Origin of the sequence: Burkholderia sp. ABCPW 111, assembly GCF_000773065.1 — a bacterium.
Lineage (GTDB): Bacteria > Pseudomonadota > Gammaproteobacteria > Burkholderiales > Burkholderiaceae > Burkholderia > Burkholderia savannae.
Genome location: NZ_JPWT01000070.1, coordinates 42,643 through 65,531, shown reverse-complemented (window position 1 = coordinate 65,531; position 22,889 = coordinate 42,643). Strand labels below are relative to the sequence as shown.

Genomic DNA, 22,889 nt, shown 5'->3' with positions numbered 1-22,889 from the left:
GTCGTCGCGGGTCGTCGCGGGTCGTCGCGGGTCGTCGCGGGTCGTCGCGGGTCGTCGCGGGTCGTCGCGGGTCGTCGCGGGTCGTCGCGGGTCGGCGCGGGCCGGCGCGGGCCGGCGCGGGCCGGCGCGGGCCGGCGCAAGTGCGCGAGTCACCGTCGGCGGCCGGCTTCCGCTGCGAAACCGGCCGCATCCGCCCACGGCGCGCGCACGATCATCGAAAGCCACTGTTTTTTTGAAGGACTCAATGAAGAAGATTCTCGCTGTCATCGCTTTTCTCGCCGTCGTCGGCTGGCTCGCCGCGACGACGACCATCCTGCTCGCGCCCACCTCGCAACCGTGCACCGACGCATGGTTCGACGCGGTCGACAAGCAATTCCACATCACCGACGACGGTGGGCACGGCCCCGATCCCGGCAGCGGCGAATGGCTCGGCGCGGTCGAACGCAAGGCGAAGCTGCCCGAAAACGACCATCTGCCCGAGCAGCAGCGTTGCGAGGCGATTCAGCGCGAGCTTTCGCATCGCACGTACATCGTCAACCCGCGCCTCGGCCTGCGATTCTCGCTCTAACGCTCGCGCACCCTTGCTCGCTCGCCGGCCGCGTCGCCGGCGCGAGCGGGCGAACGGGCGAGTGCGCGAGCACAACGCCGATGCGCGCCCGCCCGCATCGGCGCGCTCATTCGTTCGCCGCTACCCCGTGCTCGCCCGATTCGCGATCGCGCTCGACAGCCCGCCGCCCGCGCCGCCCGAGCGACGCGACCACCTGAAACGCGACCGGCGCGAACACGAGCCCGAACAGCGTCGCGGCGAGCACGCCGCCGAACGCGCCCGTGCCGATCGAGCGGCGGCTCTCGGCGCCCGCGCCCGTCGCGCTCACGAGCGGCACGACGCCGAGCACGAACGCCATCGACGTCATCACGATCGGCCGAAAGCGCGCCGACGCCGCGTCGACCACCGCCTGGCGCAGCGCGACGCCGCGCGCGTGCAGATCGCGCGCGAACTGCACGATCAGGATCGCGTTCTTCGCGGACAGCCCGATCACCGTAATCATCGCAACCTTGAAATACACGTCGTTCGGCATGCCGCGCAACTGCACGGCCGCCACCGCGCCGATCACGCCGAGCGGCACGACGGTCAGCACGGACAGCGGAATCGTCCAGCTTTCGTACAGCGCGGCGAGCGCCATGAACACCGCGAGCACGGATAGGCCGATCAGCAGCGGCGTCTGCCGCGCGGCGACGGTTTCCTCGCGCGCCGCGTCGACCCAGTCATAGCCGACGCCCGTCGGCAGGTTCGCGGCGAGCCGCTCCATTTCGGCCATCGCCGCGCCGAGGCTGTATCCGTTCGCCGGACGGCCGACCACGTCGAGCGACGGATAGCCGTCGAAGCGGTTCAGCGCGACGGGCCCGACGCTCCAGCGCCGCGACGCGATCGCCGACAGCGGCACCATGTCGCCCGTCTTGTTCGGCACGGAAAGCGCCATCAGTTGATCGTCGGTGCTGCGCGCGCCGGCGTCCGCTTCGATGATCACGCGCCGCATCCGCCCCGCCGCCGGAAAATCGTCGACGTAGTTCGAGCCGAGCAGCCCGCCGAGCAGGCCCGCGATCCGCTCGAACGGCACGCCGAACGCGTACGCCTTCGCGCGGTCGACGTCGAGCTCGACGCGCGGCGCGTCCGGCAAATCCTCGGTGCGCACGGACGCGAGCGCCGGATCGGCCTTCGCCGCGTCGGCGAGGCGCTCGCGCGCCGCCTTCAGCGCGTCGACGCCGATGCCGCCGCGATCCTCGAGCCGCAGCGTGAAGCCGTCCGAATGCCCGATGCCGGGCACCGACGGCGGCAGCGACGCATCGACGTCGCCGTCGCGAATCCGCGCGAACGCGCCGTTCAGCCGATCGCGCAGCGCGGCCGCGTCGACGCCGCGCTGCGCCCAGTCCTTCAGCTCGACGAACGCCATCGCGACGTTCTGCCCGCTGCCGGCGAAGCTCCAGCCGATCACGCTCGTCACGTTCGCGACGGCCGGCTGCGCGTGCAGGATCGCCTCCACCCGCTCGACGACCGCCATCGTGCGCGCCTGCGTCGCGCCCGCCGGCAGCTGGATCATCACCTGCAGTTGCCCCTGGTCCTCGGTCGGCAGGAAGCCGTTCGGCATCGCCCAGTACAGCGCCGCGCCGCAGGCGAGCAGCGCCGCGTAGATCGCGGCCATCGGCCCGATGCGCGCGACCGTGCGCGCGGTGAGCGAGCGATAGCCCGCCGACGCGCGCGCGAAGCCCGCCGCGAAGCGGTCCGCCGCCCACGCGCCGAGCCCGCGCACGCCGCGCCGCCGCCCGATCCGCGCCCGCGCGCCGCCGGGCGGCAGCGGCTTGAGCAGGTTCGCGCACAGCGCGGGCGTGAGCGACAGCGCCATGAACGACGATACGAGCATCGACGCGATCATCGCGACCGAGAACTGCCGATAGATCCCGCCGACGCCGCCCGGAAAGAACGCCATCGGCACGAACACCGCGGTCAGCACGGCCGTCACGCCGACGATCGCGCCGACGATGCGCTTCATCGCGCGGCGCGTCGCCTCGCGCGGCGACACGCGCTCCTCCTCCATCACGCGATGCACGCTCTCGACGACGACGATCGCATCGTCGACCAGAATGCCGATCGCGAGCACGAGGCCGAACATCGTGAACACGTTGATCGACAGCCCGAACGCCCACATCGCGACGAACGCCCCCATCAGCGTGACCGGAATCACGATCGTCGGCACGAGCGTGCAGCGCAGGTCGCGCAGGAACAGCCACATCACGAAGAACACGAGGACGATCGCCTCGACGAGCGTCAGCACGACCTCGTCGATCGCGATGCGGACGAAATGCGCGCCGTCGAACGGAATGGCCACCGCGACGCCGGGCGGCAGCCGCTTCGACAATTCGGCGAGGCGCGCGCGAATCGCGTTCGACGTCTCGAGCGCGTTGCCGCGCGGGCCGAGCTGGATGCCGACCGTCGCGGCCGTCTTGCCGTTCAGCCGCGACGAGAACGAATAGTCGTCGCGGCCGAGCTCGACGCGCGCGACGTCCGCGAGCCGCACGACGGAGCCGTCCGGCTTCGCCTTCAGCACGATCCGGCCGAACTCGGCGGGCGATGCGAGCTGGCCCTTCACGATCACCGACGCGGTCGTCTGCTGGCCGGCGACGAACGGCGCATCGCCGATCGCGCCCGCCGTCACCGCCGCGTTCTGCGACGCGACGGCCGCGATCACGTCGTCGGCGCCGAGCCCGTACTCGCGCAGCTTCATCGGGTCGAGCCAGATCCGCAGCGCCTCGTCGGCGTCCCACAGCTGCGCGGAGCCGACGCCCGGCGTGCGCTTCAGCTCGCGCAGCACATAGCGGCTCAGGTAGTCGCTCAGTTGCGCGGAATCGCGCGTGCCGTCGGTCGACGTCAGCGCGACGAGCATCAGGAACGTGTTCGCCGCCTTGAACACGCCGATGCCCTGCTGGACGACCTGCTGCGGCAGCCGCGGCTCGACCTGCTTGAGCCGGTTCTGCACGTCGACGAGCGCGAGGTCCGGATCGGTGCCGGGCGCGAACGTCACGTCGATCTCGAGGTTGCCGTGGCCGTCGCTGCTCGTCTCGTAATAGAGCAGCCCGTCCGCGCCGTCGAGGCTCTCCTCGATGATGCTGCCGACGTCGCCGTCGACCGTCTCCGTCGACGCGCCCGGATAAGTCGCGTTGATCACGACGCGCGGCGGCGCGAGGCGCGGATACTGCGCGACCGGCAGTTGCGGAATCGCGAGCACGCCCGCGACGACGATCGCGAGCGCGACGATCCACGCGAAAACGGGGCGGTCGATGAAGAACGACGGCATGCGTGCGGCTCCGTCAGCGCGACGCGTTCAATTCGGCGCGCACGGTCGCGCCGATCACGCGGCGCGCGGCGGCCGCGCTCGCGCCGAGGCGCCCGAAGCAATCGAAGCAATCGAAGTACTTGAAGCGCCTGAAGCGCTCACCGCGGCGCAGATCCGCGAAGAGCCCGCGCGGATCGCCGTGAAAATGCAGGAACGCCTTCGCGCGACGGGCGAAGACGCCGCGCGCCCGCTCGCTCAGCCAGGGCAGCCGGCGATTCTCGCTCGGCAGGTTTTCAAGCCGGTCCAGCGCCGCTGCGTCGGCGTGCTTCATCGATGTCTCCGTGATTGCGCAATCGTCGTTCGAATGGGGCGCGCCGGCATCCGCTCGCGCGCTCAGCGCGGCGCAAACGGCGGCGCGTCGGCGAGCCGCGCCATGTGCAGCACGTCGACCAGCTCGCCGGCGCGGATCGCGTAGCCGCGCGAGCGCCCCTCCTCGGTGAAGCCGAAGCGGCGATACAGCGCGATCGCACGCGCGTTGTCGGCGAACACCGTGAGCTCGACGCGGCGCAGGCCGAGCGCGCGGTCCGCGCAGTCGACGATCGCGGCCATCAGCGCGCCGCCGACGCCGCGCCCCGCATACGCGTCGTGCACGCCGATGCCGAGCAGCGCGCAGTGCGCGCGGCGGCCGGAAAACGTCTCGAGCCCGCCGTGACCGACGACGCGCCCGTCCACCTCGGCGCACAGGTTGACGCCGCCGCCTCGCCGCGCCGCGACCCGCATGAGCCACGCGGCGACCGCGTCGGCCGACGCGTGCGGCATCGCGAGCGTGCCGCGCTGCACGAGCGGCTGGTTGCGCATCTGCGCGATGGCCGCCGCGTCCGCCAGCTCGGCCGCACGCACGATCACGCGGCTCGCGCCCGCGCGCGACGGGTTCGCATCGGTCCGATCGCCTGCTCGTTGCGTCGTCATGCCGGAGTCTCGGAGGGGGCCGCCGCAAGCGGCGGCGAGTCCTTCAGGCGCGCGATCAGACAGCCGTCGACGAGCACGCCGTCGCGCAGCGCCGCACCGCGCTGCGTCGCCTCGATCTCGAAGCCGAACTTGCGATGGAACGCGAGCGCGACGAAATCGTCCGCGTAGAGCTGCGCCTCGATCCTGCGCAGCCCGAGCCAGTCGTCGGCGATCGCGAGCGTCTCGCGCATCAGCGCGCCGCCGACGCCGCGACGATGCCACGCGTCATGCACGGCGATCGAGATCGACGCCGCATGCGAGCGCCGCAGCTTGCCCGGCGCGAGCTCGCTCCAGCCGACGAGCGCCTCGCCGATCCATGCGCCGAGCGCGTATTGCTCGCGCATCAGCGCATCGAGCCATTCGCGCCGCCTGTCGAGCGATGCGTGAGGCGCGCTCGCGAAACGCCCGTCGATCGATGGCTGCCGCGCGAGCGCGTGCAGCGCGTCGGCGTCCGCCGCGCGCAGCGCGCGGATCGTCACGTCCGGCGGCGGCGGTGAACTCGCGGCGCGCTCCATCACGTTACAGCGTCAGCTCGAACGAGCGCGCGAGCAGGCCCGGCAGCCTCGCGCCGCCCGTCGGCCGCTCGCCCCACGATTCGTCGCTCAGCAGCACTTCCGGCGTCGCGCCGAGCTGCTCGAGCTCGCCGCCGAGCAGCCGGTACAGGCTGTCGTCGAAGCGCATCGCATCGACGGGCGCGACGATCCTGCCGCCTTCGGCCCAGAACGTCGCGAAGCGCGTCATCCCGGTGATCCGGCAATTCATCTTGTCCGAGAAATTCAGATACCAGAGATTGCCGATGTAGAGGCCCGTGTCGAGCGCCGCGAGCACGTCGGCGTCGGCGAGCGCGCCGCCCGCGATCGACAGCGTCTCCGGCATCTCGTCCGCAGACGCGCCGTTCGGGCTCAGGCCGTGCTCGCGCGCGGTGCGCGCGCTCACGAGCCGCCCCGCGCTGCGCCCCTCGACGACGAGCGGCACGCTGTCGCGGCGATAGCCGTCCGCGTTGAACGCGGGCGCGACGCCGAGCGAAAAATCCTCGGTGATCGTCACGCGCGGATCGAGCGCCGCCTCGCCCGCGTGCAGCCGGTGCAGGCTGCTGCGCGCGCTCGCGTTCGCGCGCGCGGAAAAGCCGTCCCAGCGCAGCAGGCGGACGATCTCCGCGACCGCGGCCGGCGCGAGATACGCGCGGTAGCGGCCGGGCGCGAGCGCCTTCGGCGCGCGGCCGAGCACCGGCAAGCGCGCGGCGGCCTCCTCGACCTTGCGCGCGAACGCGGCGTCGCTCCACGCGTCGCCCGCGTAGACGGTCTTGATCGCGCGGCCGCTCGGGTCGTACAGCGACCAGCTGAAATCGAAATTCTCCACCTCGTGCCAGCCGCGGCTGCCCGCCGACGACGCGAAGCCGCGCACGAGCGAGCCGCCCGCGTAGAAGCCGACGAAGTCGAGCCCGCGCGCCGCTTCGGCGACGACGCGCGCGAGCGCGTCGGGGTCGGGCAGGCTGCCGGCGCGGCGGGTCGACTGCCGCCACGTCGACGTATCGAACAGCAGATGCGGATCGTCGGGCGCGTCGCGCAGGCCGTCGCGCAGCGTCGCGAGCGCATCCGCGAGCTCGGGCACGTCCGTCGCCGGATCGCCGCTCACCGTCTGCGTGAACGACGCCTGCCGCGCGTGCGCCACGAGCCGCACGCCGAGCTTGCCTTGCAGCACGCGCCCGGTCTGGCGAATTCTGCCCGCGTTGAAGCGGATGAAATCGGACGTCTCGCCGGCGAACCACAGCAGCACCGTCTCGCCCGGCTGCTTCAGCCGTTCGGCTTCGTCCGCGAGCCGCGCGAAATGCGCGTGCCAGTCGATCGGGGCGATCGGGGCGATCGGGGCCGCGCGCCCCGGCTTCGCGAAGTCGGTCATCACGCGCCTCCGAACACGTCGACGTCGGCGAACACGCAGGCGGGCGACGCGTGGCCGACACGGATGATCTGCGCGGGCTCGCCCTTGCCGCAGTACGGCGTGCCGTACACGCGGAACGTGCTTGCGTCGCCGACCGCGCGCAGGCTGCGCCAGAAGCTCGCGGAAACGCCGCGATAGTTCGGCCGCTTGACGACCTGCGTCAGCTCGCCGTTTTCGATCAGTTGCCCGAATTCGCAGCCGAACTGGAATTTGTTGCGGTGATCGTCGATCGACCACGACGTGTTCGTGCGCATCAGAACGCCGCGCTCGATGCCCGCGACGAGCGCCTCGAACGAATGCGAGCCGGGCTCGACGTTCAGGTTCGCCATCCGGTCGATCGGCGGCCGGTTCCAGCTCGACGCGCGCGCGTTCGCGACGCCCGGCAAGCCCGCACGCGCCTGCGACAGCGCGCCGCCGAGCGGCCGCTCGAGCACGCCGTCTCGGATCAGGTATTGCTTGCGCGCGGCGCTGCCGTCGTCGTCGAACGCGTACGACGCCGCCTCGCCGGGCATCGCGGGATCGAACGTGACGTTCAAGAGCGGCGAGCCGTACCGGTACGAGCCGAACATCTCCGGCTTCACGAAGCTCCAGCCCGCGAAATTGCGCTCGTCGCCGAGAATCCGGTCGAGCTCGAGCGGGTGGCCGATCGATTCGTGGATCTGCAGCATCATCTGGTCCGGCATCAGCAGCAGGTCGCGTGTTCCGGCGGGGCAGTTCGGCGCGGCGAGCAGTTGCAGCGCCTCGCCGGCGACGCGCGCGCCCGCGCCGTCGAAGCCGTAGCGCGCGAGCACGTCGAGGCCGCCCTGCGCGAGCGTGCCCGCGTTGCCGAGCGTGCGCACCTGCGTATCGCCGCGCGCGTGCGCGACGACGCTCAGCTGCGGCATCACGTGGCGAAAGCGCTGATCGATCCGCACGCCGTCGCTCGTCACGTAGAGCTGATCGGCATGCACGAGCATCACGCCCGCCGTGCGCTCGACGATCCGCGCATCGACGGCCGCCGCCGCGCATTCATGCGCGAGGCGCTCGATCCATTCCGCGCGGGACGGCAGCGCCTCGTCCGCGTGCGGCGACGCATAGCCGCCGCTCGCGTCCGGCCGCGCAACCGCGCGATGGTCGATCAGCGACAGCGCCGCGCTCGCCTTCGCGCGCGCGGCGGCCGCATCGAGCGCCGCCTGCAGGCCGGCCGCCGACAGATCGGCTGTCGCCGCGTAGCCGGCGCCCGCGCCCGACCACGCAATCAGCATCGCGCCGCGGTCGCGCACGCTCGCGAGCGGCTGCGCGACGTCGTTGCGCACCGCGTGTTCGTCGATCCGTTCGTCGACGACGCGCAGCGACCAGAAATCGGCGTCGCTGCGCAATTGTCGGGCGGCTTGCGCCCAGCGTTCGTCAATCATCCGCCCTCTCTCGCACACTGCGCCGCGGCGTCAGCATCGACGACGCCAGCAGCGACCGCGTATACGGGTGCGACGGCGCGCCCAACACGTCCAGCGTGTCGCCCGCCTCGACCACGCGCCCTTCCTTCATCACGAGCACCCGATGGGCCATCGCCCGCATCACCGCCAGGTCGTGCGTGATGAACAAGTAGCTGAGTTTGTACTTTTTTTGGAGATTCGTCAGCAGGTTCAACACCTGTTTCTGGATCGACACGTCGAGCGCGCTCGTCGGCTCGTCGAGCACGAGCAGTTCCGGCTCGACCGCGAGCGCGCGCGCGATCGCGATCCGCTGCCGCTGGCCGCCGGAAAACTCGTGCGGATAGCGCAGCATCGCCTCGGCAGGCAGGCCGACTTCCTGCAACAGCCCGGCGATCCGCGCACGCCTCGCGTCGCCGGTGACTTCCGGCCGATGCACGGAAAGCCCCTCGCCGACGATCTGCTCGATCGTCATCCGCGGCGACAGCGAGCCGAACGGGTCCTGGAACACGACCTGCATGCGCCGGTACAGGCCGCGCCGGCCGCGCGCCGAGCGCAGCGCTTCGAGCGGCAGCCCGTCGATCTCGATTCCGCCCGCCGCCGGCCGCTGCAGCCCGAGCACGGCGGACGCGAGCGTCGATTTGCCCGACCCCGATTCGCCGACGATGCCGATCGTCTCGCCGCGCCGCAGCGCAAACTGCGCGTCGTGCACCGCGCGAAACGTCGTCTTGCCGAACAGCGCGCGCCAGCCTTTCGGCGCGATCCGGTAATCGACCGCGAGCGACTTGACGTCGAGGATCGTCCGCGCGGACGGCGCGACGGTTTCGATCGCGCGCTGCGGCTCGCTGTCGAGCAGGCGCTGCGTATACGGATGCTGCGGATTCGCGAACAGCGCATCGGTGTCGCCCGTCTCGACGAGCTCGCCGTGCTCCATCACCGCGACGCGCTGCGCGAAGCGCCGCACGAGATTCAGATCGTGCGTGATCAGCAGCACCGCCATCCCGCGCGCCGCCGCCTCCTGCTCCTGCAGCTCGATCAGCAGATCGACGATCTGCTCGCGCACCGTCACGTCGAGCGCGGTCGTCGGCTCGTCGGCCAGCAGCAGGCGCGGCCGGCACGCGAGCGCCATCGCGATCATCGCGCGCTGCCGCTGGCCGCCCGACAGTTGATGCGCGAAGCTGTCGATCCTGCGTTCGGGCTCCGGAATGCCGGTCCGCCGCAGCAGCTCGATTCCGCGCGCGCGCGCCTCGCCCGGCCGCAACCCTTCGTGCAGCCGCAGGCTTTCGGCGATCTGCTTGCCGATCGTGTAAAGCGGGTTGAGCGCCGTCATCGGCTCCTGGAACACCATCGCGATGTCCGCGCCGCGGATGCCGCGCATCTGCTGCTCGGTCTTCGTCAACAGGTCTTCGCCGTCGAACAGCATCCGTCCGGACAGCGTCGCGTGCTGCACGAGCCGCAGGATCGACAGCGCGGTGACACTCTTGCCCGAGCCGGATTCGCCGACGAGCGCGACGCGCTCGCCGCGCGCGATCGACAGGCTCAGTTCGCGCACCGCGATCTTCTCGCCGAACGCCGCGGAGAAGCCGTCGATTTCGAGAAGCGGCCGGTTCATCGCGGACCTCCTCCGAACGCCGAGCCGCGCGTGCGCGTATCGAGCGCGTTGCGCAGCGCATCGCCCATGAACGTGAGCAGCAGCAGCGTGACGACGAGCGCCGCGAACGCCGACATCGAGATCCACCACGCGTCGAGATTGTTCTTCCCTTCCTGCAACAGCTCGCCCAGGCTCGGCGTCGGCGGCGGCACGCCGAGACCGAGAAAATCGAGGCTCGTCAGCGACAGGATCGCCGCGCTCATCCGGAACGGCAGGAACGTGATGACGGGCGTGAGGCTGTTCGGCAGCACGTGCCGCCAGATGATCTGCCAGTTCGTGAGCCCCATCGTGCGCGCGGCCTTCACGTAGTCGAGCGCGCGGTTGCGCAGGAACTCCGCGCGCACGTAGTCGGACAGCACGAGCCAGCCGAACATCGACAGCAGGACGAACAGCAGCCACAGCGTCGGCTCGAAGATCGCCGCGAAGATGATCAGCAGGTACAGGTCGGGCAGCGCGCTCCAGATCTCGATCAGGCGCTGCCCGATCAGATCGGCGCGGCCGCCGTAGAAGCCCTGCAACGCGCCCGTGAGCACGCCGATCGTGACGCCCGACACCGTCAGCGCGATCGCCATCAGCACCGACAGCCGGAAGCCGTACAGAAGACGCGACAGCACGTCGCGGCCGAACTGGTCGGTGCCGAGCCAGTTGCTCGCGGACGGCGGCGCCGGATACGGGCGCGACGCGAAATAGTCGATCGTGTCGTAGCGATAGCGGTTCAGCGGGTAGATCGCGAAGTTGCCGTTCGCTTCGATCTTCGAGCGGATGTACGGATCGAGATAATTCGTCTTCGCCGGAAAATCGCCGCCGAACTGCGCCTCCGGATAATCCTTCAGGATCGGAAAATAATAATGCCCTTCGTAGCGGACGACGAGCGGCCGGTCGTTTGACAGCACGTCGGCGAACAGGCTGATCGCGAACAGCGCGGCGAAGATCACGAGGCTCCAGTAGCCGAGCCGCTGGCTGCGAAAGCGCAGCCACGTGCGCCGCCACGGCGACGGCGACGCCGCGCACGCGACGCACGCGGGATCAGTGGTCCACGCGGTGGAATTGGATGCGGGGGTCGACGAGGACATAGCAGACGTCAGCGATGAGTTTAGTGACGAGACCGATCAGCGTGAACAGGAACAGCGAGCCGAGCACGACCGGATAGTCGCGGCGGATCACCGAGTCGTACGACAGTTGCCCCATGCCGTCGAGCGAGAACAGCGTCTCGATCAGCAGGTTGCCGTTCAGGAACGCGCCGACGAACGCGGCGGGCAGGCCGGTGACGAGCGGAATCGCCGCGTTGCGCAGCACGTGCTTCCACAGCACGTCGCGCTCGGGCGCGCCCTTCGCGCGCGCGGTCAGCACGTATTGCCGGCCGATCTCTTCGAGAAACGTGTTCTTCGTCAGGATCGTGACGATCGCGAAGTTGCCGACGACCGATGCGGTGACGGGCAGCACGACGTGCCACAGATAATCGAGCGCCTTGCCGAGCGCGGTGAGCTCGTCGAAGTTGTCCGACGTGAGGCCGCGCATCGGGAACACCTGCCAGAACGTGCCGCCGCCGAACAGCATCAGCAGCAGCACGCCGAGCACGAAGCCGGGAATCGCGTAGCCGGCGAGCACGAGCACGCTCGTCACGGTGTCGAAGCGCGAGCCGTTGCGCACGGCCTTCGCGATGCCGAGCGGCACCGAGATCAGATACGTGAGGATCACGGTCCAAAGCCCGAGCGTGATCGATACCGGCAGCTTCGAGCGGATCACGCCCCACACGCTCTCGTGCGCGTAGTACGACTGCCCGAGATCGAACGTCGCGTAGCTCTTCAGCATCATCACGTAACGCGTGAGCGGCGGCTTGTCGAAGCCGAACTGCTTCTTGATCTGCTCGATCTGCTGCGGATCGACGCCCTGGCTGCCGTGATAGCCGCCCCCGCCGCCGCCCGCCTCGCCGCCGCGCGCGGTGCCGTGGCGCAGTTGCGTCAGCACCTGCTCGACCGGGCCGCCCGGCACGAACTGCGTGACGACGAACGTGATCGTCACGACGCCGACGAGCGTCGGCACCATCAGCAGCAATCGTCTGAGAATGTATGCAAGCATCGTCGCTCCCCGCTAGGCGGCCGGTTCCGGCTCTTGCGCAACCGCGCCGGCCGCCGGCTTCTTCCTGAACCAGTAATCGATGATCCAGTCCTCGTATTGATAGGATGCCGGAATGACCGGCGGATGCCCATACGTCGTCTTGTAGGCGATCCGCGCGTTCGGCAGGTAATACTGCGGCACGAGGATGTACAGGTTGATCAGCACGCGGTCGAGCGCGTGCGTCGCCGTCTTCAGCTCGTCGAGCGTGTTCGCCGCGAGCGCCGCTCGGATCAGCGCGTCGACCGCCTTCGAGCGCACGCCCGGGTAGTTCTCCGAACCGACTTCCGACGCCGCCGCGCTGCCGAAGCGGCGCACGAGCTCGGCGCCGGGAATCGTGACGGGCGGATAGATGAGCGTCGTCATGTCGTACTGGAAGTTGTCGAGGCGCTTCTGATACAGCGCGCTGTCGATCTCGTGCATGTGCGCATGGATGCCGAGCATCCCGAGCGCCTGGATGTACGGCAGGATCAGCCGGTCCATGCCCGGCTCGTCGTCCATGATCTCGATCGTCATCGCCGTGCCGCTCGCGTCGCGCAGCGCGCCGTCGCGATAGTGCCAGCCGGCCTGCGCGAGCAGGTCGCGCGCCTCTTTCAGGTTCGCGCGCAGCGAGCCGGGCGGCACCGTCGACGGCTGCTTGACCATCGGGCCGAACACTTCGGGCGGCAGTTCCGCGCGAAACGGTTCGAGCAGCGCGAGCTCCTCGCTGCTCGGCATTCCGGACGCGCCGAACGGGCTCGCCTCCCAGAAGCTGTTCGTGCGGCGATATTGCCCGTAGAACATCATCCGGTTCATCCAGTCGTAATCGAACGCGAGCGCAAGCGCATGACGCACGCGAGCGTCGCGGAACTTCGGTTCGCGCATGTTGATGAGGAAGCCCTGCATCTGCGCGGGGCCGTCCGGGAACTCACCCTTCTTCAGCATGCCGTTTCGGAAGTTCTTGCCGACGTAGCGGCGCGCCCATTGCGTCGAGCTGTATTCCATCCGCACGTCGACATCGCCCGCCTTGAACGCTTCGAGCATCGTGTATTGATCGAGATACAGCTTGAACGACACGCGCGCGAAGCGGAACATCCCGCGCCGCGTCGGCAGATCGGCCGCCCAGTAACGCGGATTGCGCACGTAGGCGATCTGCTTGTCGTTCTTGCGCTGCTCGATCAGGTACGCGCCGCTCGCGATCGGCGGCTCGCTCACGATCTGGTCGAACGGCGGCCGCGTGCCGTCCGCCCGCATCCCCCATTTCGGCGAGAACACCGGCAGGTCGCCCGCGATCAGCGGAGCCGCGCGTTCGGGGCGCTTGAAGTCGAAGCGCACCGTCAGCCGGTCGACAACCGTCGCGCGCTTGATGACCGCGAACTGCGCGTTGACGAGCGGCGACGCCTGCGGGCTCGTCAGCATGTCGAACGAATACTTGACGTCGGCCGCGGTGATCGCCTCGCCGTTCGAGAAGCGCGCGGCCGGATTGATGTGGAACGTCGCCGAGCCGCCGTCGGGCGCGACGTCGACGTTGTCCGCGATCAGCGGATATTCGGAGGCGAGCTCGTCCCAGCTGCGCTGCATCAGCGTGTCGAACATCAGGTTCTGGATGTCCGGCGCGGGCGAGCCGCGCACGAGGAACGGATTCAACGAATCGTAGCTCTGCGCCTCGTTGTAGTTTTCGAAATTCAACGGGCCGTCGTTCGGCGCGTCGGGGTCCGCATAATCGAAATGCGTGAAGGTCGGCGGATACTTCGGCTCGCCGTATTGCGCGAGCGCCGTGGCGGCGAGCGCGTGCGACGGCGCGGCGGCGCTTGCGACGAGCATCCCGCACGCGATGGCCGCGATCCGCACGGCCGCCCAAGCGCGCATCGCCCAGCTCGCGTCGAACGGCAAACGCAACTTCGTTGGTCTCATCGTCACCTGCGTACGATCGCATCGGCGCTGTGCCGACGCAGAGTCAATTCTCGCGCGACGCGGCGACATGAACGGCAACGCGCGTCCAGTCCCGTTTCGTCGCTGTTTGCCTGCTGCATCGCAGTACTCCGGCATCGGATAAAAAGAGGCCGCTCCAAAGGGGTGGTTAGGGAAGCGGAGCGGCCCGTCGAATGCCGAAGGACGATGCGAAACGGCGTCAGAACTTATAAGTCGCGCCGACCTGGATCACCCGCCCGTAGTACATGTACAGCGACTGGTCGTAGCCGTTCTGGTTGAGCGCGTTCTGCCAGACCGGATCGAACGGCGGCGCACGGTCGAAGATGTTGTTGATCCCGCCGTACAGCGTCCAGTTCTTGAAGCCGGTGTAGCTCGCGTACAGGTTGAACTGGCTGTACGAGCCCACGTGGTCCGCCGCCTGCGTCGGCGCGGCCACGCCGAGCGCCTGTGCGTACGGGCCCGTGAATTCCCAGCTCAGCGTCGCGTTCCACTTGCGATACGCCCAGTTCAGCGACGTATTGCCCTTCCAGCGCGGGATGCTCGCGCCGAAAGGCTGCGTGATCGCGAAGTTGTTGCCCGCCGAATCGACGGTCGCCGAGCCCGGGAAGCCGATGTTGAAGTGATGCACGTATGCCCAGTCGGCCGACAGCGTGAACGTGCCGTACTTCGTCGGCAGCGCCTGGCGGAACGTCATCTCGAAGCCGTCGGTTTCGAGCGTGCCGAGGTTCTGATACGGCAGCACGACGTACGTGATCTGCCCGGTCGCCGGATCGCGCACGACCTGCGACGGGTTGTTCGCCGCGATCACCGAGTTCAGGCTCGCCTGGCCGATCACGTTGTCGATGAAGATCTTGTAGAAGTCGAAGCCGAAATCCGTATAGCGCGTCGGCGAAGCCTGGAAGCCGAGGTTGATGTTGCGCGTGCGTTCGGGCTGCAGGCTCGTGTTGCCGGTCTGCAGCGTGTTGACGAGCGTGTTGCCGAACGTTTGCAGGCCGATGTTCTGCGACGGCGTGTTCTCGACGAACGTCGGCGCGCGGAAGCCGCGATTGTACGAACCGTACATCGTGAATTCCTTGATCGGCTGGTAGCGCAGCGCAAAGCGGGGCGAGAACGCGCCGCCGAAATCGCTGTAATGGTCGTAGCGGCCCGATTGGCTGAACGTCAGGTTCTTGATGATCGGGATATCGAACTGATAGTAGACCGCCGCGACGTTGCGCGAGCCGTTCACCGATTGCGTCAGCGGGTTCAGCACCTGCCCGCTCAGCGCCTCGGAGCCCTGCCCGATGAATTCGCTTTCGTGCAGGAACTGCGCGCCGAGGCCGAAGCCGACGTCGCCCGTGGGCAGCTTGAACAGGTTCGGCGTCGACAGCGTCGCATCGACCGCGTCGAGCTTCGACACGCCGAGGTTGGTCGTCGACATGTACAGCCCGTTGAACGCGTTGGGCGTCGCCGACGGGTTCGCGAAGTTCAGCGTGCCGTTCTGATAGATGTCGTTGACGACGGACGCGTTCAGCACGTTATTGAACGTGTTGGACACGACGCTCTGCGAATGCGAGTAGGCCGCCGACCAGTCCCAATCGCCGTACGGCAGCGTGAACGAACCCTTGACGCCCGTCGCGGCGCGCCAGAAGTTCGAGCTCGTCCGGTCGGACGCCGCAGCCGGAAACGTATAGGCGAGCGGCGTATCGACGCCGAACGGGTTGTACGGATTGCTCGCGGGCACGACCGAATTGAACTGGCTCAGCTTGCCGGTCGCCGGATTGAGGACGAGGCTCGGCGACGTCGGGCTGCCCACCGTCAGCACGCCGTTGTTCTGCACCGTCGTATTGTTGCTTTCCCACAGATCGGCGAACGCTGTCGTCTTGTCGTCGATCTTGAAGTCCGCATGCACCTTCGCGCTCAGACGCTCGGTCCACGGCGCGATCGACGTCGATTCCGCCGAATTGAAACTGCACACGGTGCCGCCCATGCCGGCGCCCGCGCTCAGATAGTTGCTCGCGGCGGGGCGCACGGCGCCGCCGAACGGGCAGCCGCTGAGCGCCTGCGCGGTCGCGCCGCCGTTGGTCTGCCAGAACGACGGCGCGAGCAGCGAGAGGCCGCCCGCCTGGTTCGTGAAATCCTGGTTCTTCGTCGTGTCGCGATCGGCGATCGTGAAGCCGTTCGCCTTGTAGTAGCTCGCGGCCGCCGTGATGTTGAAGCGGTCCGAGTTCAGATCGCCGAAGCCGCCGAGAATGCTGAACTTCGTCGTGCCGTCGCCGCCTTGCGTCGCGCCCGAGTAGCTGCCGTCGAGCTGCAGCCCCTGATAGTTGTGCTTCGTGATGATGTTGACGACGCCCGCGATCGCGTCCGAGCCGTACTGCGACACGGCGCCCGTCTTCACGATCTCGATGCGGTCGATGATGTTGAGGGGAAGCGTGTTGAGGTCGAAGAACGTGTCGGTGCCGTTCGACGCGAACGCGTACGGCGCGACGCGCTGGCCGTCGACCATCACGAGCGAGTATTTCTCGCTCAGGCCGCGCAGCGCGATGCCCGCGCCGCCCGCGGCGAAGCCGTTCGTCTGCCCTTCGCTCCAGCTGCTCGCGGAGTTCGCCGACACGCCGCGCAGGAAGTCCGCGACGTTCGTGTAGCCGCTGTCCTGGATGTCCTTCGCGGTGACCGTCTGCACTTGCTGGAAGCCGACCTTGTCGGCACTGCGAATCAGCGAGCCCGTCACCTCGAAGCGCTTGATCTGCGCGACGCCGTTCTTCGCGGCCGGTGCAGCCGGTGCAGCCGGCGTCGCGCCCGCCGCTTCGGCGGCGCCCGAGGCGGCCGCGGGCGCCGCCGCGGCCGGCGCGGAAACCGCGCCCGTCGCGCTCGCCGCCGCATCCGCCTGCGCGAGCGCGACGCTCGCGCCTTGTGCCGATGCCGCCGCGCCGGCAGATGCCGGCTGGCTCTGCGCGAACGCGGGCGCCGCCAGCGTGGCCGTCAACGCCAACTCGGCCCAGACGATCCGCTTGATCGCCAACGCCAATGCTCTTTGCTTCATCTTTCCCCTCTCACTCGTCAGTAAGACCCCACCCGTTGCGCGCGGCAATCTTGTGAACCCCGCGCCCGACTCGCGGCACTCGCGTACCGCCCCCGCTGCCGCCCGACTGCCCGCCGGACGCCGCCAAACGATCGACGCGCTCGCGTCTTCACGGCCCTTCGCTTCTTTTCAATTTGTTAGGTTCACGAAATTTCTACGAAGCGAGCCCTGTTATTCGTTTCTTTTCATCCCGTCTGCTTCGGCATCTCACCGCCTCATGACATCAGGATTCCTTACATTTACATTCGAAGATCAAACCGAGTTGCCAGGCTTGCTCAGAACAACCTGGGCGTCCCCACCCAGACGACCAGCGCCTCGCTGTCTCCGCCGTTGCGCCACGCATGCGGCGTCGTCGATTCGTAATGCGCGGTGTCGCCCGCCGCCAGCGAGAACGTCACGTCCTCCAGCGTCAGTTCCACGCGGCCGCTCACCACGTACAGAAACTCCTCGCCCGCGTGCGTCGTGACTTCCGAAAGCGGTTGCGCGGCCGGCATCCGCACGAGAATCGCGTCGAGTTGCCGGCCGTCGACAACGTTCGTCAGGCGCGCGAACGCGTTCGTCGAGTTCGCGAGGCTGAAATACTGCAGCGCCTCGCTGCGGCATACCGAACGCGCTTCGGTCGGCGCATCGACGAAGTAATGCATCGTCACGCCGAGCGCACGCGCGATCCCGACGAGCGACGTGATAGACGGCGTCGCGCGTCCGCGCTCCACCTGCGACAGAAACGGCTTCGAAATGCCGGCCGCCGCCGCTGCTTCGTCGAGCGTGAGCTTGAGCCGCTGGCGCAGCGCTCGTATCTTGTTTCCAATCGAGGCTGCGACTACCGCCGATTCGTCGAGTGGCAAAACCATGGCAACACACAATCCCGCGATCAAGAATCGTTTTTGATGAAGAAGCCGGCTGCGCTGCGCCCGCGCAGCCCGCATCGCGAAGCGGCGACCCGCCATACGCGATGCGGGCCGCGCGGGCGACGTGCACGCCTTGCGCAAGCTGTCCGGGAACGTCCCGAGCCCGGATGCGCCGCGCAAGATGGCACCGTTCGTTTCACCGATCAGCAAAGCCGCTCCTTTCCCCGTGTTTCGCCGATAACCGCCGTTCCCGCCCCTCCAAGCGCGCGAGCGCCGCTATCTCGCCGCGACGAGCGCCCACAGTCTTGCGAGATCCGCCGAGCCGTCGCCGCCCTGCACGCTGCGGAAGGTCTGCACCGCGCGCGCCTTCTCGCCCGCCACGTAGTACGCTTCGCCGAGCCGCAGCCGCGCTTCGTCGACATGCTCGATGCCGCCCTTCGCAAGCGCCGCCTCCATCGCCGCGATGCCCTGCTTCGTCTGCCCGGCGAACACGAGATTCATCCCGGCGTCGATCGGCGCGACGGGATTCGCGTTGTCGGCCGGCGCCTGCGCGCGCTTCGCCGCGAGCGCCTGCAGCCGCTTCTCGCGATCCGCGCCGGCATCGCGCCCGAGCGTGCCGGACGCGAAGCCCTGATCGATCACCTGCTTCGCTTCCGCCGCCGAACCCGCGACGAGCGCCAGCTGCGTCATCTCCATGTATGCGTCGGCGCCGTTCAGCGCGCCTGTCGCGCGCCGCAGCCGATACATGTCGAGATCGAGCGACGACAGATAGCCGGGCTTGTCGCGAATCGAACGAAACAGTTCGTCCCAGTACGCGGGGTTCGGGTGATACGCGACGAGCTTCTCGAGCGACGCCCGATAAGTCGCCCCATCCTTCATCTTCTGCGCGCATGTGCCGAGCATCTGCAACTGCGCCTCGTCGGGCGCGTGTCCGGCGCGCGCCTGCGCGTCGACGCTCGGCTTGAGCTGGCCCATCACCGCCGCGCAATCGTTCGACAGGTAGTACGACTGAACCAGCAGCGTGCGCATGTCCGGATCGCCCCCCCCTGCCTTCAGATAGCGCTGCGCGATCTTGATCGCCTGCGGATAATTCCGCTGCTGGAAGTAGACGCTGGCGAGCGCCGCCGTCGTGCGCTGCTCGTCGTCCTTCGACAGCCGGCCGGAACCCAGCACCGCCTCGTACGCCTGGATCGCCGCGCCGGTATCGCCCGCCGCCATCGCCGCCGCGCCGCGCATCTCCTCGACCATGTAGGTCTCGTACGGCGTCTTGTTCGGCACCGCCGCGGCCTGCGCGATCTTGCCGAGCGCATCGCGGTACTTGTGCGCTCGATACAGGTCCTGCGCGGCGCCGAGCGGCCGCGCGACGTCCGGGCGCAACGTTTCGGCGGCGACGACGCAGCAGCCCCCGAGCGCGGCCGCCAGCACGGCGCACTTCAACCATCGTTGGATCATGGGACACGCTCGCTTCGTTATTGCATGTACTGCTCGTTGCCGATCAGCCCGATCTTCGTCGCGCCGATGCGCTGCGCGGACGCGAGCACCGCGGCGACGTCCCTGTACGGCACGAGCTTGTTCGGCCGCAGGTGAATCTCCGCCTGCACCGGCTCGGCCGCGACCTGCGCGAGCTTCGCCTCGAGCGCCGCGCGGTTCGGCACGGGCGCGCCGTTCCACGTCGTCGTGCCGTCGAAATCGATGTCGATCTGCACGATTTCCGGCTGCGTCGCGGGCGGCGGCGGATTACCGACCGGCAGATTCATCTTGATCGAGTGCATCTGGATCGGAATCGTGATGATCAGCATGATCAGCAGCACCAGCATCACGTCGATGAGCGGCGTCGTGTTGATGTCGACCATCACGTCCGGCTCGCCGCCGCCCGAAGATACGTTCATTCCCATCGTCGCCTCCTAGCCGCCGCGCGCGGGCGGTTCCGTGATGAACGAGACTTTCGCGATGCCGGCCCGCTCGCATGCGGTGATCACGCGGCCGATGAACTCGTAGCGCGTGCTCTGATCGCCGCGCACGTGCACGTCCGGCTGCGGATTCATCACCGATACGGTCTTCAGCTTCGACAGCAGCGTTGAAGCGTCGACGAGCGTCTCGTTCCAGAAGACATCGCCGTCGCGATTGACCGCGATCTCGACGCTCTTCGGCGTGGTCTGCAGCGGCTGGATCGTTTCCTTCGGCAGTTGCAGCTGAATCGTGTGCGTGACGACCGGAATCGTGATCAGGAAGATGATCAGCAGCACCAGCATCACGTCGACGAGCGGCGTCGTGTTGATGTTGGAGATCACCTCGTCGTTATCGTCCTGCCCGACGCTCATGCCCATGGCGCACCCCGCTTCAGCGAACGAGCGACGCGGCCTGCACGTTCGCTCGCGAGGCCCGCTTTCCGCCCGCGAGCAGCACCGTGTGCAGTTGCGCGCCGAAGTTGCGCACGCGCTCCATCACCGATTTGTTGCGACGCACGAGGAAGTTGTAGCCGAGCACCGCCGGCACCGCGACAGCGAGGCCGATCGCGGTCATGATCAGCGCCTCGCCCACCGGCCCCGCGACCTTGTCGATCGACGCCTGGCCCGCGATGCCGATTGCCGTCAGCGCGTGATAGATGCCCCACACGGTGCCGAACAGGCCGACGAACGGCGCCGTCGAGCCGACCGTGCCGAGGAACGCGAGCCCGTCCTGCAGGCGGTTCGACACGTTGGTGATCGCCCGCTCGACCGACACGTCGATCCACGTATTGCGATCCACCGCTTCGAGCAGCGCTTCGTCGTGATGCTCGCCCGCCTCGATCGCCGTTTCGGCGATGAAGCGGAACGGCGACGCTTCGTCGAGCCGCTTCGCGCCTTCGGCAAGCGACGGCGCGCTCCACAGCTGCTCGTCGGCGACCTTCGCACGGCGGTTCGCGCGCAGCTGATCGAGGAACTTGGTGATCATGATGTACCAGCTGCCCATCGACATCACGACGAGCAACAGCAGCACGAAGCGAGCGACGAAATCGCCGTTCTTCCACAACGCGCCGAGGCCGTACGGATTCTCGACAGCTTCGGTCGCCGCGGGCGCGGGCGGCGGCGCGGGTTCTGCCGCCGTGTTCGCCGTCTGAGGTGCCGTGGCCGCGGACACCGCGACCGCCGCGTCGCTCGCCTGCGCAAAGGCCTGCTGCGGCGCGACAAGCGCGTCAACCGCAGCGACGGAGATCAACATGCTTGCCGCCAGAGCGGCCAGTGAACGCTTGGTCATACCCCACTCCAAATTTTTCGTTGAACTGATTAACCGGGTTCGCTCCCGATCCTGTCCGGCCCGCGTACGGGCTCAGTTCAGGTTGAACGAGAACGGAACCTGCACGCGCACCGACTGCCCTTGCGCTACGCACTTGAACTGCTTGACCGCATTGAACGCCGCACGATCGAGCACCGGATCGGCCGATTGCGCGACGCGCTCGCTCGTGATGCGCCCTTCCGCATCGACGACGAATTCGATCGTCACGTCGCCCGTGATGTTGTTCTCCTGGGCTTCCTTCGGATACTGCATCGATGCGCGGATCTGGTCGGAATTCGGACACACGACGCCCACTTCATGGCTGACCGCCTTCGCCGGCGCGGGCGCGGCGGCCACCGGCGCCTGCACGGCGGGCGCGGATTGCACGGGCGCAGCTTGGTGCGTGATCGTCGGCTGGGTCGGCGCCTGCACCGGCACTTCCGGCGGCGGCACGAACGGAGGCGGCGGCGGCGCGAACTTCGGCGGCGGGAGCTTGACCGTCGGCATCGGCGGCGGGGGCGGCGGCTTCACCGGTTCGATGATGCGCGTCTCGATCGGATGCTGGATGACTTGCACGACCTTTGTCGCGAGGCCGTTGAGGAGCGCATAAACCAGCACGATGTGCAGCGCGAGCACGATCGCGAGGCCGCCGAAGCGCCGAGCCGGGTTCTGCTGCCTTTTGCCGAATTCGCGCGGACGACCGAGCCGAGCGAGTCCGTCGTTTGAAACAGCCAAGCCTTCGTCGACTTTCATACCCACTTTCACCCCCAAAGCACGATTCGTCCAGCCGTCCAGCTGCGACGCGATGCGCTGGACTCTTCATTCGCCATCGGCCCGCAAGCTTTCAATTTGTTTTGGAATCCAAATTATTAGCCGCGGTGTACGATGCGAATTCAATCGATACGACGCTATTGATTTATTCCCCGCGGCCGGTTCGCCGGTTTTAATGTTGCAGCAACGCTTTTCAGACAGGTATTCGTCAGGTTGAGGCCCGCACCCCATTTTTCAGACGAAACGCCGGTTCTTCATTCACTTTCTTCGATCAGCCTGTATGTAGCGCGTGTCTTGGGAGCAGAAGATAGCAAGGAAAAAATTTTGCCGTCAAACTTTATTTGATGTGCCCACACAAAATTTGGAGCAATTATTCGAAAAACGATTTAGTAAGGAATTTGAATTGAAATCGTCGACAAAGTAATTGATTTGTATGGGTTGGCAATTCGATTATCTTCCAAGCCGCGTAATTCTCTTATTTGGTGCACTGCAATTTCAAGTCTTCTTTTACGGCGCATCCTCGTATCTCAAAAATACCCTCCTTCGACCGCATCTCTTCAGGCGTATTCCCCCCCACCTCATTACTTCGCATATCTAATCAACATGCCGAGAAACGAAACCGCGAGAGCCCGCATCGCCCTTCCGGGCAGTCGTCGCGCACATGGCGGCGAGCGTTCGAATCGGGATGCCGGCTGCATCGCATGACGCTCGGCGCGACTTGTCGATTCGCATACGAAGCAGGCGGTTGCAGCCTGACCGGCATGACATGAGCGTCGCGGCTTCGATCGCCGCGCCGCCGTCGTGCCGATCGACTCGCGCTTGAGACGCCGGAAGGCCCCCTCTCCGCACGCGCTTGTCGCCACGCGAGCGATACACGCAAAACGACGCGGGTGAACGCCGCCCGTTTCCGACCGCTTCTTCGAGCATCCGCCGCGCGCATACCGCGCGCCGTCAAGTCGAGGCCGCGAATCTTCCGCTAGAATGCGCTCGGCGGAACGATCGGCGCCGAACGACAACCACAAGCCGCTCGCCGACATGTGCCAATCCCGGCGATGGAACCCAGATGAGACTCGCGCGCGACATCATTGA

At 67.8% G+C, this 22,889-nt stretch carries 18 protein-coding genes; 1 reads left to right on the top strand and 17 read right to left on the bottom strand.

All coding sequences use genetic code 11. The annotated features are described in order from the left end of the window. Positions 1-568, top strand: a 568-nt coding sequence (locus X946_RS35705) for a hypothetical protein (protein ID WP_162836174.1), incomplete at its 5' end; no start/stop codon positions are given. 106 nt (positions 569-674) lie between these two features. Here X946_RS35705 and X946_RS15735 read toward each other — a convergent pair. The 17 genes from X946_RS15735 to X946_RS15655 form a co-directional block, all read right to left on the bottom strand. Beyond that, complete coding sequence (locus tag X946_RS15735; RefSeq protein WP_038749091.1) at positions 675-3,851, bottom strand: multidrug efflux RND transporter permease subunit; 3,177 nt, start codon at positions 3,849-3,851, stop codon at positions 675-677. A 13-nt stretch (positions 3,852-3,864) separates the two neighbouring features. After that, the gene (locus X946_RS15730) at positions 3,865-4,161 is read right to left on the bottom strand and encodes a hypothetical protein (protein WP_038749088.1); all 297 of its coding nucleotides are present in this window, start codon (positions 4,159-4,161) and stop codon (positions 3,865-3,867) included. Between the two features lie 62 nt (positions 4,162-4,223). Then, positions 4,224-4,799, bottom strand: coding sequence for a GNAT family N-acetyltransferase (locus tag X946_RS15725; protein WP_038749086.1), 576 nt, complete (start codon positions 4,797-4,799; stop codon positions 4,224-4,226). Further along, the gene (locus X946_RS15720; RefSeq protein ID WP_038749084.1) at positions 4,796-5,353 is read right to left on the bottom strand and encodes a GNAT family N-acetyltransferase; all 558 of its coding nucleotides are present in this window, start codon (positions 5,351-5,353) and stop codon (positions 4,796-4,798) included. Before X946_RS15720 ends, X946_RS15725 begins: the two co-directional genes overlap by 4 nt. Before the next feature lie 4 nt (positions 5,354-5,357). Continuing rightward, positions 5,358-6,737, bottom strand: coding sequence for a metallopeptidase TldD-related protein (locus tag X946_RS15715; RefSeq protein ID WP_038749081.1), 1,380 nt, complete (start codon positions 6,735-6,737; stop codon positions 5,358-5,360). Next, a complete protein-coding gene (locus X946_RS15710; RefSeq protein WP_038749078.1) occupies positions 6,737-8,170 on the bottom strand; it encodes a TldD/PmbA family protein in 1,434 nt (477 codons plus the stop codon). Before X946_RS15710 ends, X946_RS15715 begins: the two co-directional genes overlap by 1 nt. Further along, entirely contained in the window at positions 8,163-9,797 is a 1,635-nt protein-coding gene (locus tag X946_RS15705; protein ID WP_038749075.1) for an ABC transporter ATP-binding protein, read from the bottom strand. The genes X946_RS15710 and X946_RS15705 overlap by 8 nt, the downstream gene beginning before the upstream one ends. Further along, positions 9,794-10,909, bottom strand: coding sequence for an ABC transporter permease (locus X946_RS15700; RefSeq protein WP_038749072.1), 1,116 nt, complete (start codon positions 10,907-10,909; stop codon positions 9,794-9,796). Before X946_RS15700 ends, X946_RS15705 begins: the two co-directional genes overlap by 4 nt. Continuing rightward, positions 10,863-11,915: a microcin C ABC transporter permease YejB gene (locus X946_RS15695; protein ID WP_038749069.1), complete on the bottom strand. Its 1,053-nt coding sequence runs from the start codon at positions 11,913-11,915 to the stop codon at positions 10,863-10,865. The genes X946_RS15700 and X946_RS15695 overlap by 47 nt, the downstream gene beginning before the upstream one ends. Positions 11,916-11,927: 12 nt before the next feature. Beyond that, positions 11,928-13,844 (bottom strand): extracellular solute-binding protein, encoded by a 1,917-nt coding sequence (locus X946_RS15690; protein ID WP_394335889.1) that lies wholly within the window; start codon positions 13,842-13,844, stop codon positions 11,928-11,930. A gap of 217 nt (positions 13,845-14,061) precedes the next feature. Then, entirely contained in the window at positions 14,062-16,887 is a 2,826-nt protein-coding gene (locus X946_RS15685) for a TonB-dependent receptor (protein WP_038749066.1), read from the bottom strand. Between the two features lie 314 nt (positions 16,888-17,201). Continuing rightward, the gene (locus X946_RS15680; RefSeq protein ID WP_038749063.1) at positions 17,202-17,777 is read right to left on the bottom strand and encodes a helix-turn-helix domain-containing protein; all 576 of its coding nucleotides are present in this window, start codon (positions 17,775-17,777) and stop codon (positions 17,202-17,204) included. Positions 17,778-18,050: 273 nt separating this feature from the next. Then, complete coding sequence (locus X946_RS15675; RefSeq protein WP_038749060.1) at positions 18,051-19,226, bottom strand: tetratricopeptide repeat protein; 1,176 nt, start codon at positions 19,224-19,226, stop codon at positions 18,051-18,053. A 17-nt stretch (positions 19,227-19,243) separates the two neighbouring features. Beyond that, positions 19,244-19,669, bottom strand: a complete 426-nt coding sequence (locus tag X946_RS15670; RefSeq protein ID WP_038749057.1) for an ExbD/TolR family protein — start codon at positions 19,667-19,669, stop codon at positions 19,244-19,246. Positions 19,670-19,678: 9 nt separating this feature from the next. Continuing rightward, positions 19,679-20,101 carry an ExbD/TolR family protein gene (locus tag X946_RS15665; RefSeq protein ID WP_038749054.1) on the bottom strand — a complete coding sequence of 141 codons (423 nt, stop codon included), beginning with the start codon at positions 20,099-20,101 and terminating at the stop codon, positions 19,679-19,681. A 13-nt stretch (positions 20,102-20,114) separates the two neighbouring features. Then, a complete protein-coding gene (locus X946_RS15660) occupies positions 20,115-21,011 on the bottom strand; it encodes a MotA/TolQ/ExbB proton channel family protein (RefSeq protein ID WP_038749051.1) in 897 nt (298 codons plus the stop codon). 72 nt (positions 21,012-21,083) lie between these two features. Continuing rightward, complete coding sequence (locus tag X946_RS15655; RefSeq protein WP_038749048.1) at positions 21,084-21,782, bottom strand: energy transducer TonB; 699 nt, start codon at positions 21,780-21,782, stop codon at positions 21,084-21,086. Positions 21,783-22,889: the final 1,107 nt, after the last annotated feature.

Bases quoted from the DNA above. Each gene is read 5' to 3' on its own strand.
- X946_RS15685 (WP_038749066.1), bottom strand. From the start codon at position 16,887: ATGAAGCAAAGAGCATTGGCGTTGGCGATCAAGCGGATCGTCTGGGCC.
- X946_RS15680 (WP_038749063.1), bottom strand. From the start codon at position 17,777: ATGGTTTTGCCACTCGACGAATCGGCGGTAGTCGCAGCCTCGATTGGA.
- X946_RS15710 (WP_038749078.1), bottom strand. From the start codon at position 8,170: ATGATTGACGAACGCTGGGCGCAAGCCGCCCGACAATTGCGCAGCGAC.
- X946_RS15705 (WP_038749075.1), bottom strand. From the start codon at position 9,797: ATGAACCGGCCGCTTCTCGAAATCGACGGCTTCTCCGCGGCGTTCGGC.
- X946_RS15725 (WP_038749086.1), bottom strand. From the start codon at position 4,799: ATGACGACGCAACGAGCAGGCGATCGGACCGATGCGAACCCGTCGCGC.
- X946_RS15730 (WP_038749088.1), bottom strand. From the start codon at position 4,161: ATGAAGCACGCCGACGCAGCGGCGCTGGACCGGCTTGAAAACCTGCCG.
- X946_RS15700 (WP_038749072.1), bottom strand. From the start codon at position 10,909: ATGTCCTCGTCGACCCCCGCATCCAATTCCACCGCGTGGACCACTGAT.
- X946_RS15665 (WP_038749054.1), bottom strand. From the start codon at position 20,101: ATGGGCATGAGCGTCGGGCAGGACGATAACGACGAGGTGATCTCCAAC.
- X946_RS15670 (WP_038749057.1), bottom strand. From the start codon at position 19,669: ATGGGAATGAACGTATCTTCGGGCGGCGGCGAGCCGGACGTGATGGTC.
- X946_RS15720 (WP_038749084.1), bottom strand. From the start codon at position 5,353: ATGGAGCGCGCCGCGAGTTCACCGCCGCCGCCGGACGTGACGATCCGC.
- X946_RS15715 (WP_038749081.1), bottom strand. From the start codon at position 6,737: ATGACCGACTTCGCGAAGCCGGGGCGCGCGGCCCCGATCGCCCCGATC.
- X946_RS15655 (WP_038749048.1), bottom strand. From the start codon at position 21,782: ATGAAAGTCGACGAAGGCTTGGCTGTTTCAAACGACGGACTCGCTCGG.
- X946_RS15735 (WP_038749091.1), bottom strand. From the start codon at position 3,851: ATGCCGTCGTTCTTCATCGACCGCCCCGTTTTCGCGTGGATCGTCGCG.
- X946_RS15690 (WP_394335889.1), bottom strand. From the start codon at position 13,844: ATGAGACCAACGAAGTTGCGTTTGCCGTTCGACGCGAGCTGGGCGATG.
- X946_RS15675 (WP_038749060.1), bottom strand. From the start codon at position 19,226: ATGATCCAACGATGGTTGAAGTGCGCCGTGCTGGCGGCCGCGCTCGGG.
- X946_RS15695 (WP_038749069.1), bottom strand. From the start codon at position 11,915: ATGCTTGCATACATTCTCAGACGATTGCTGCTGATGGTGCCGACGCTC.
- X946_RS15660 (WP_038749051.1), bottom strand. From the start codon at position 21,011: ATGACCAAGCGTTCACTGGCCGCTCTGGCGGCAAGCATGTTGATCTCC.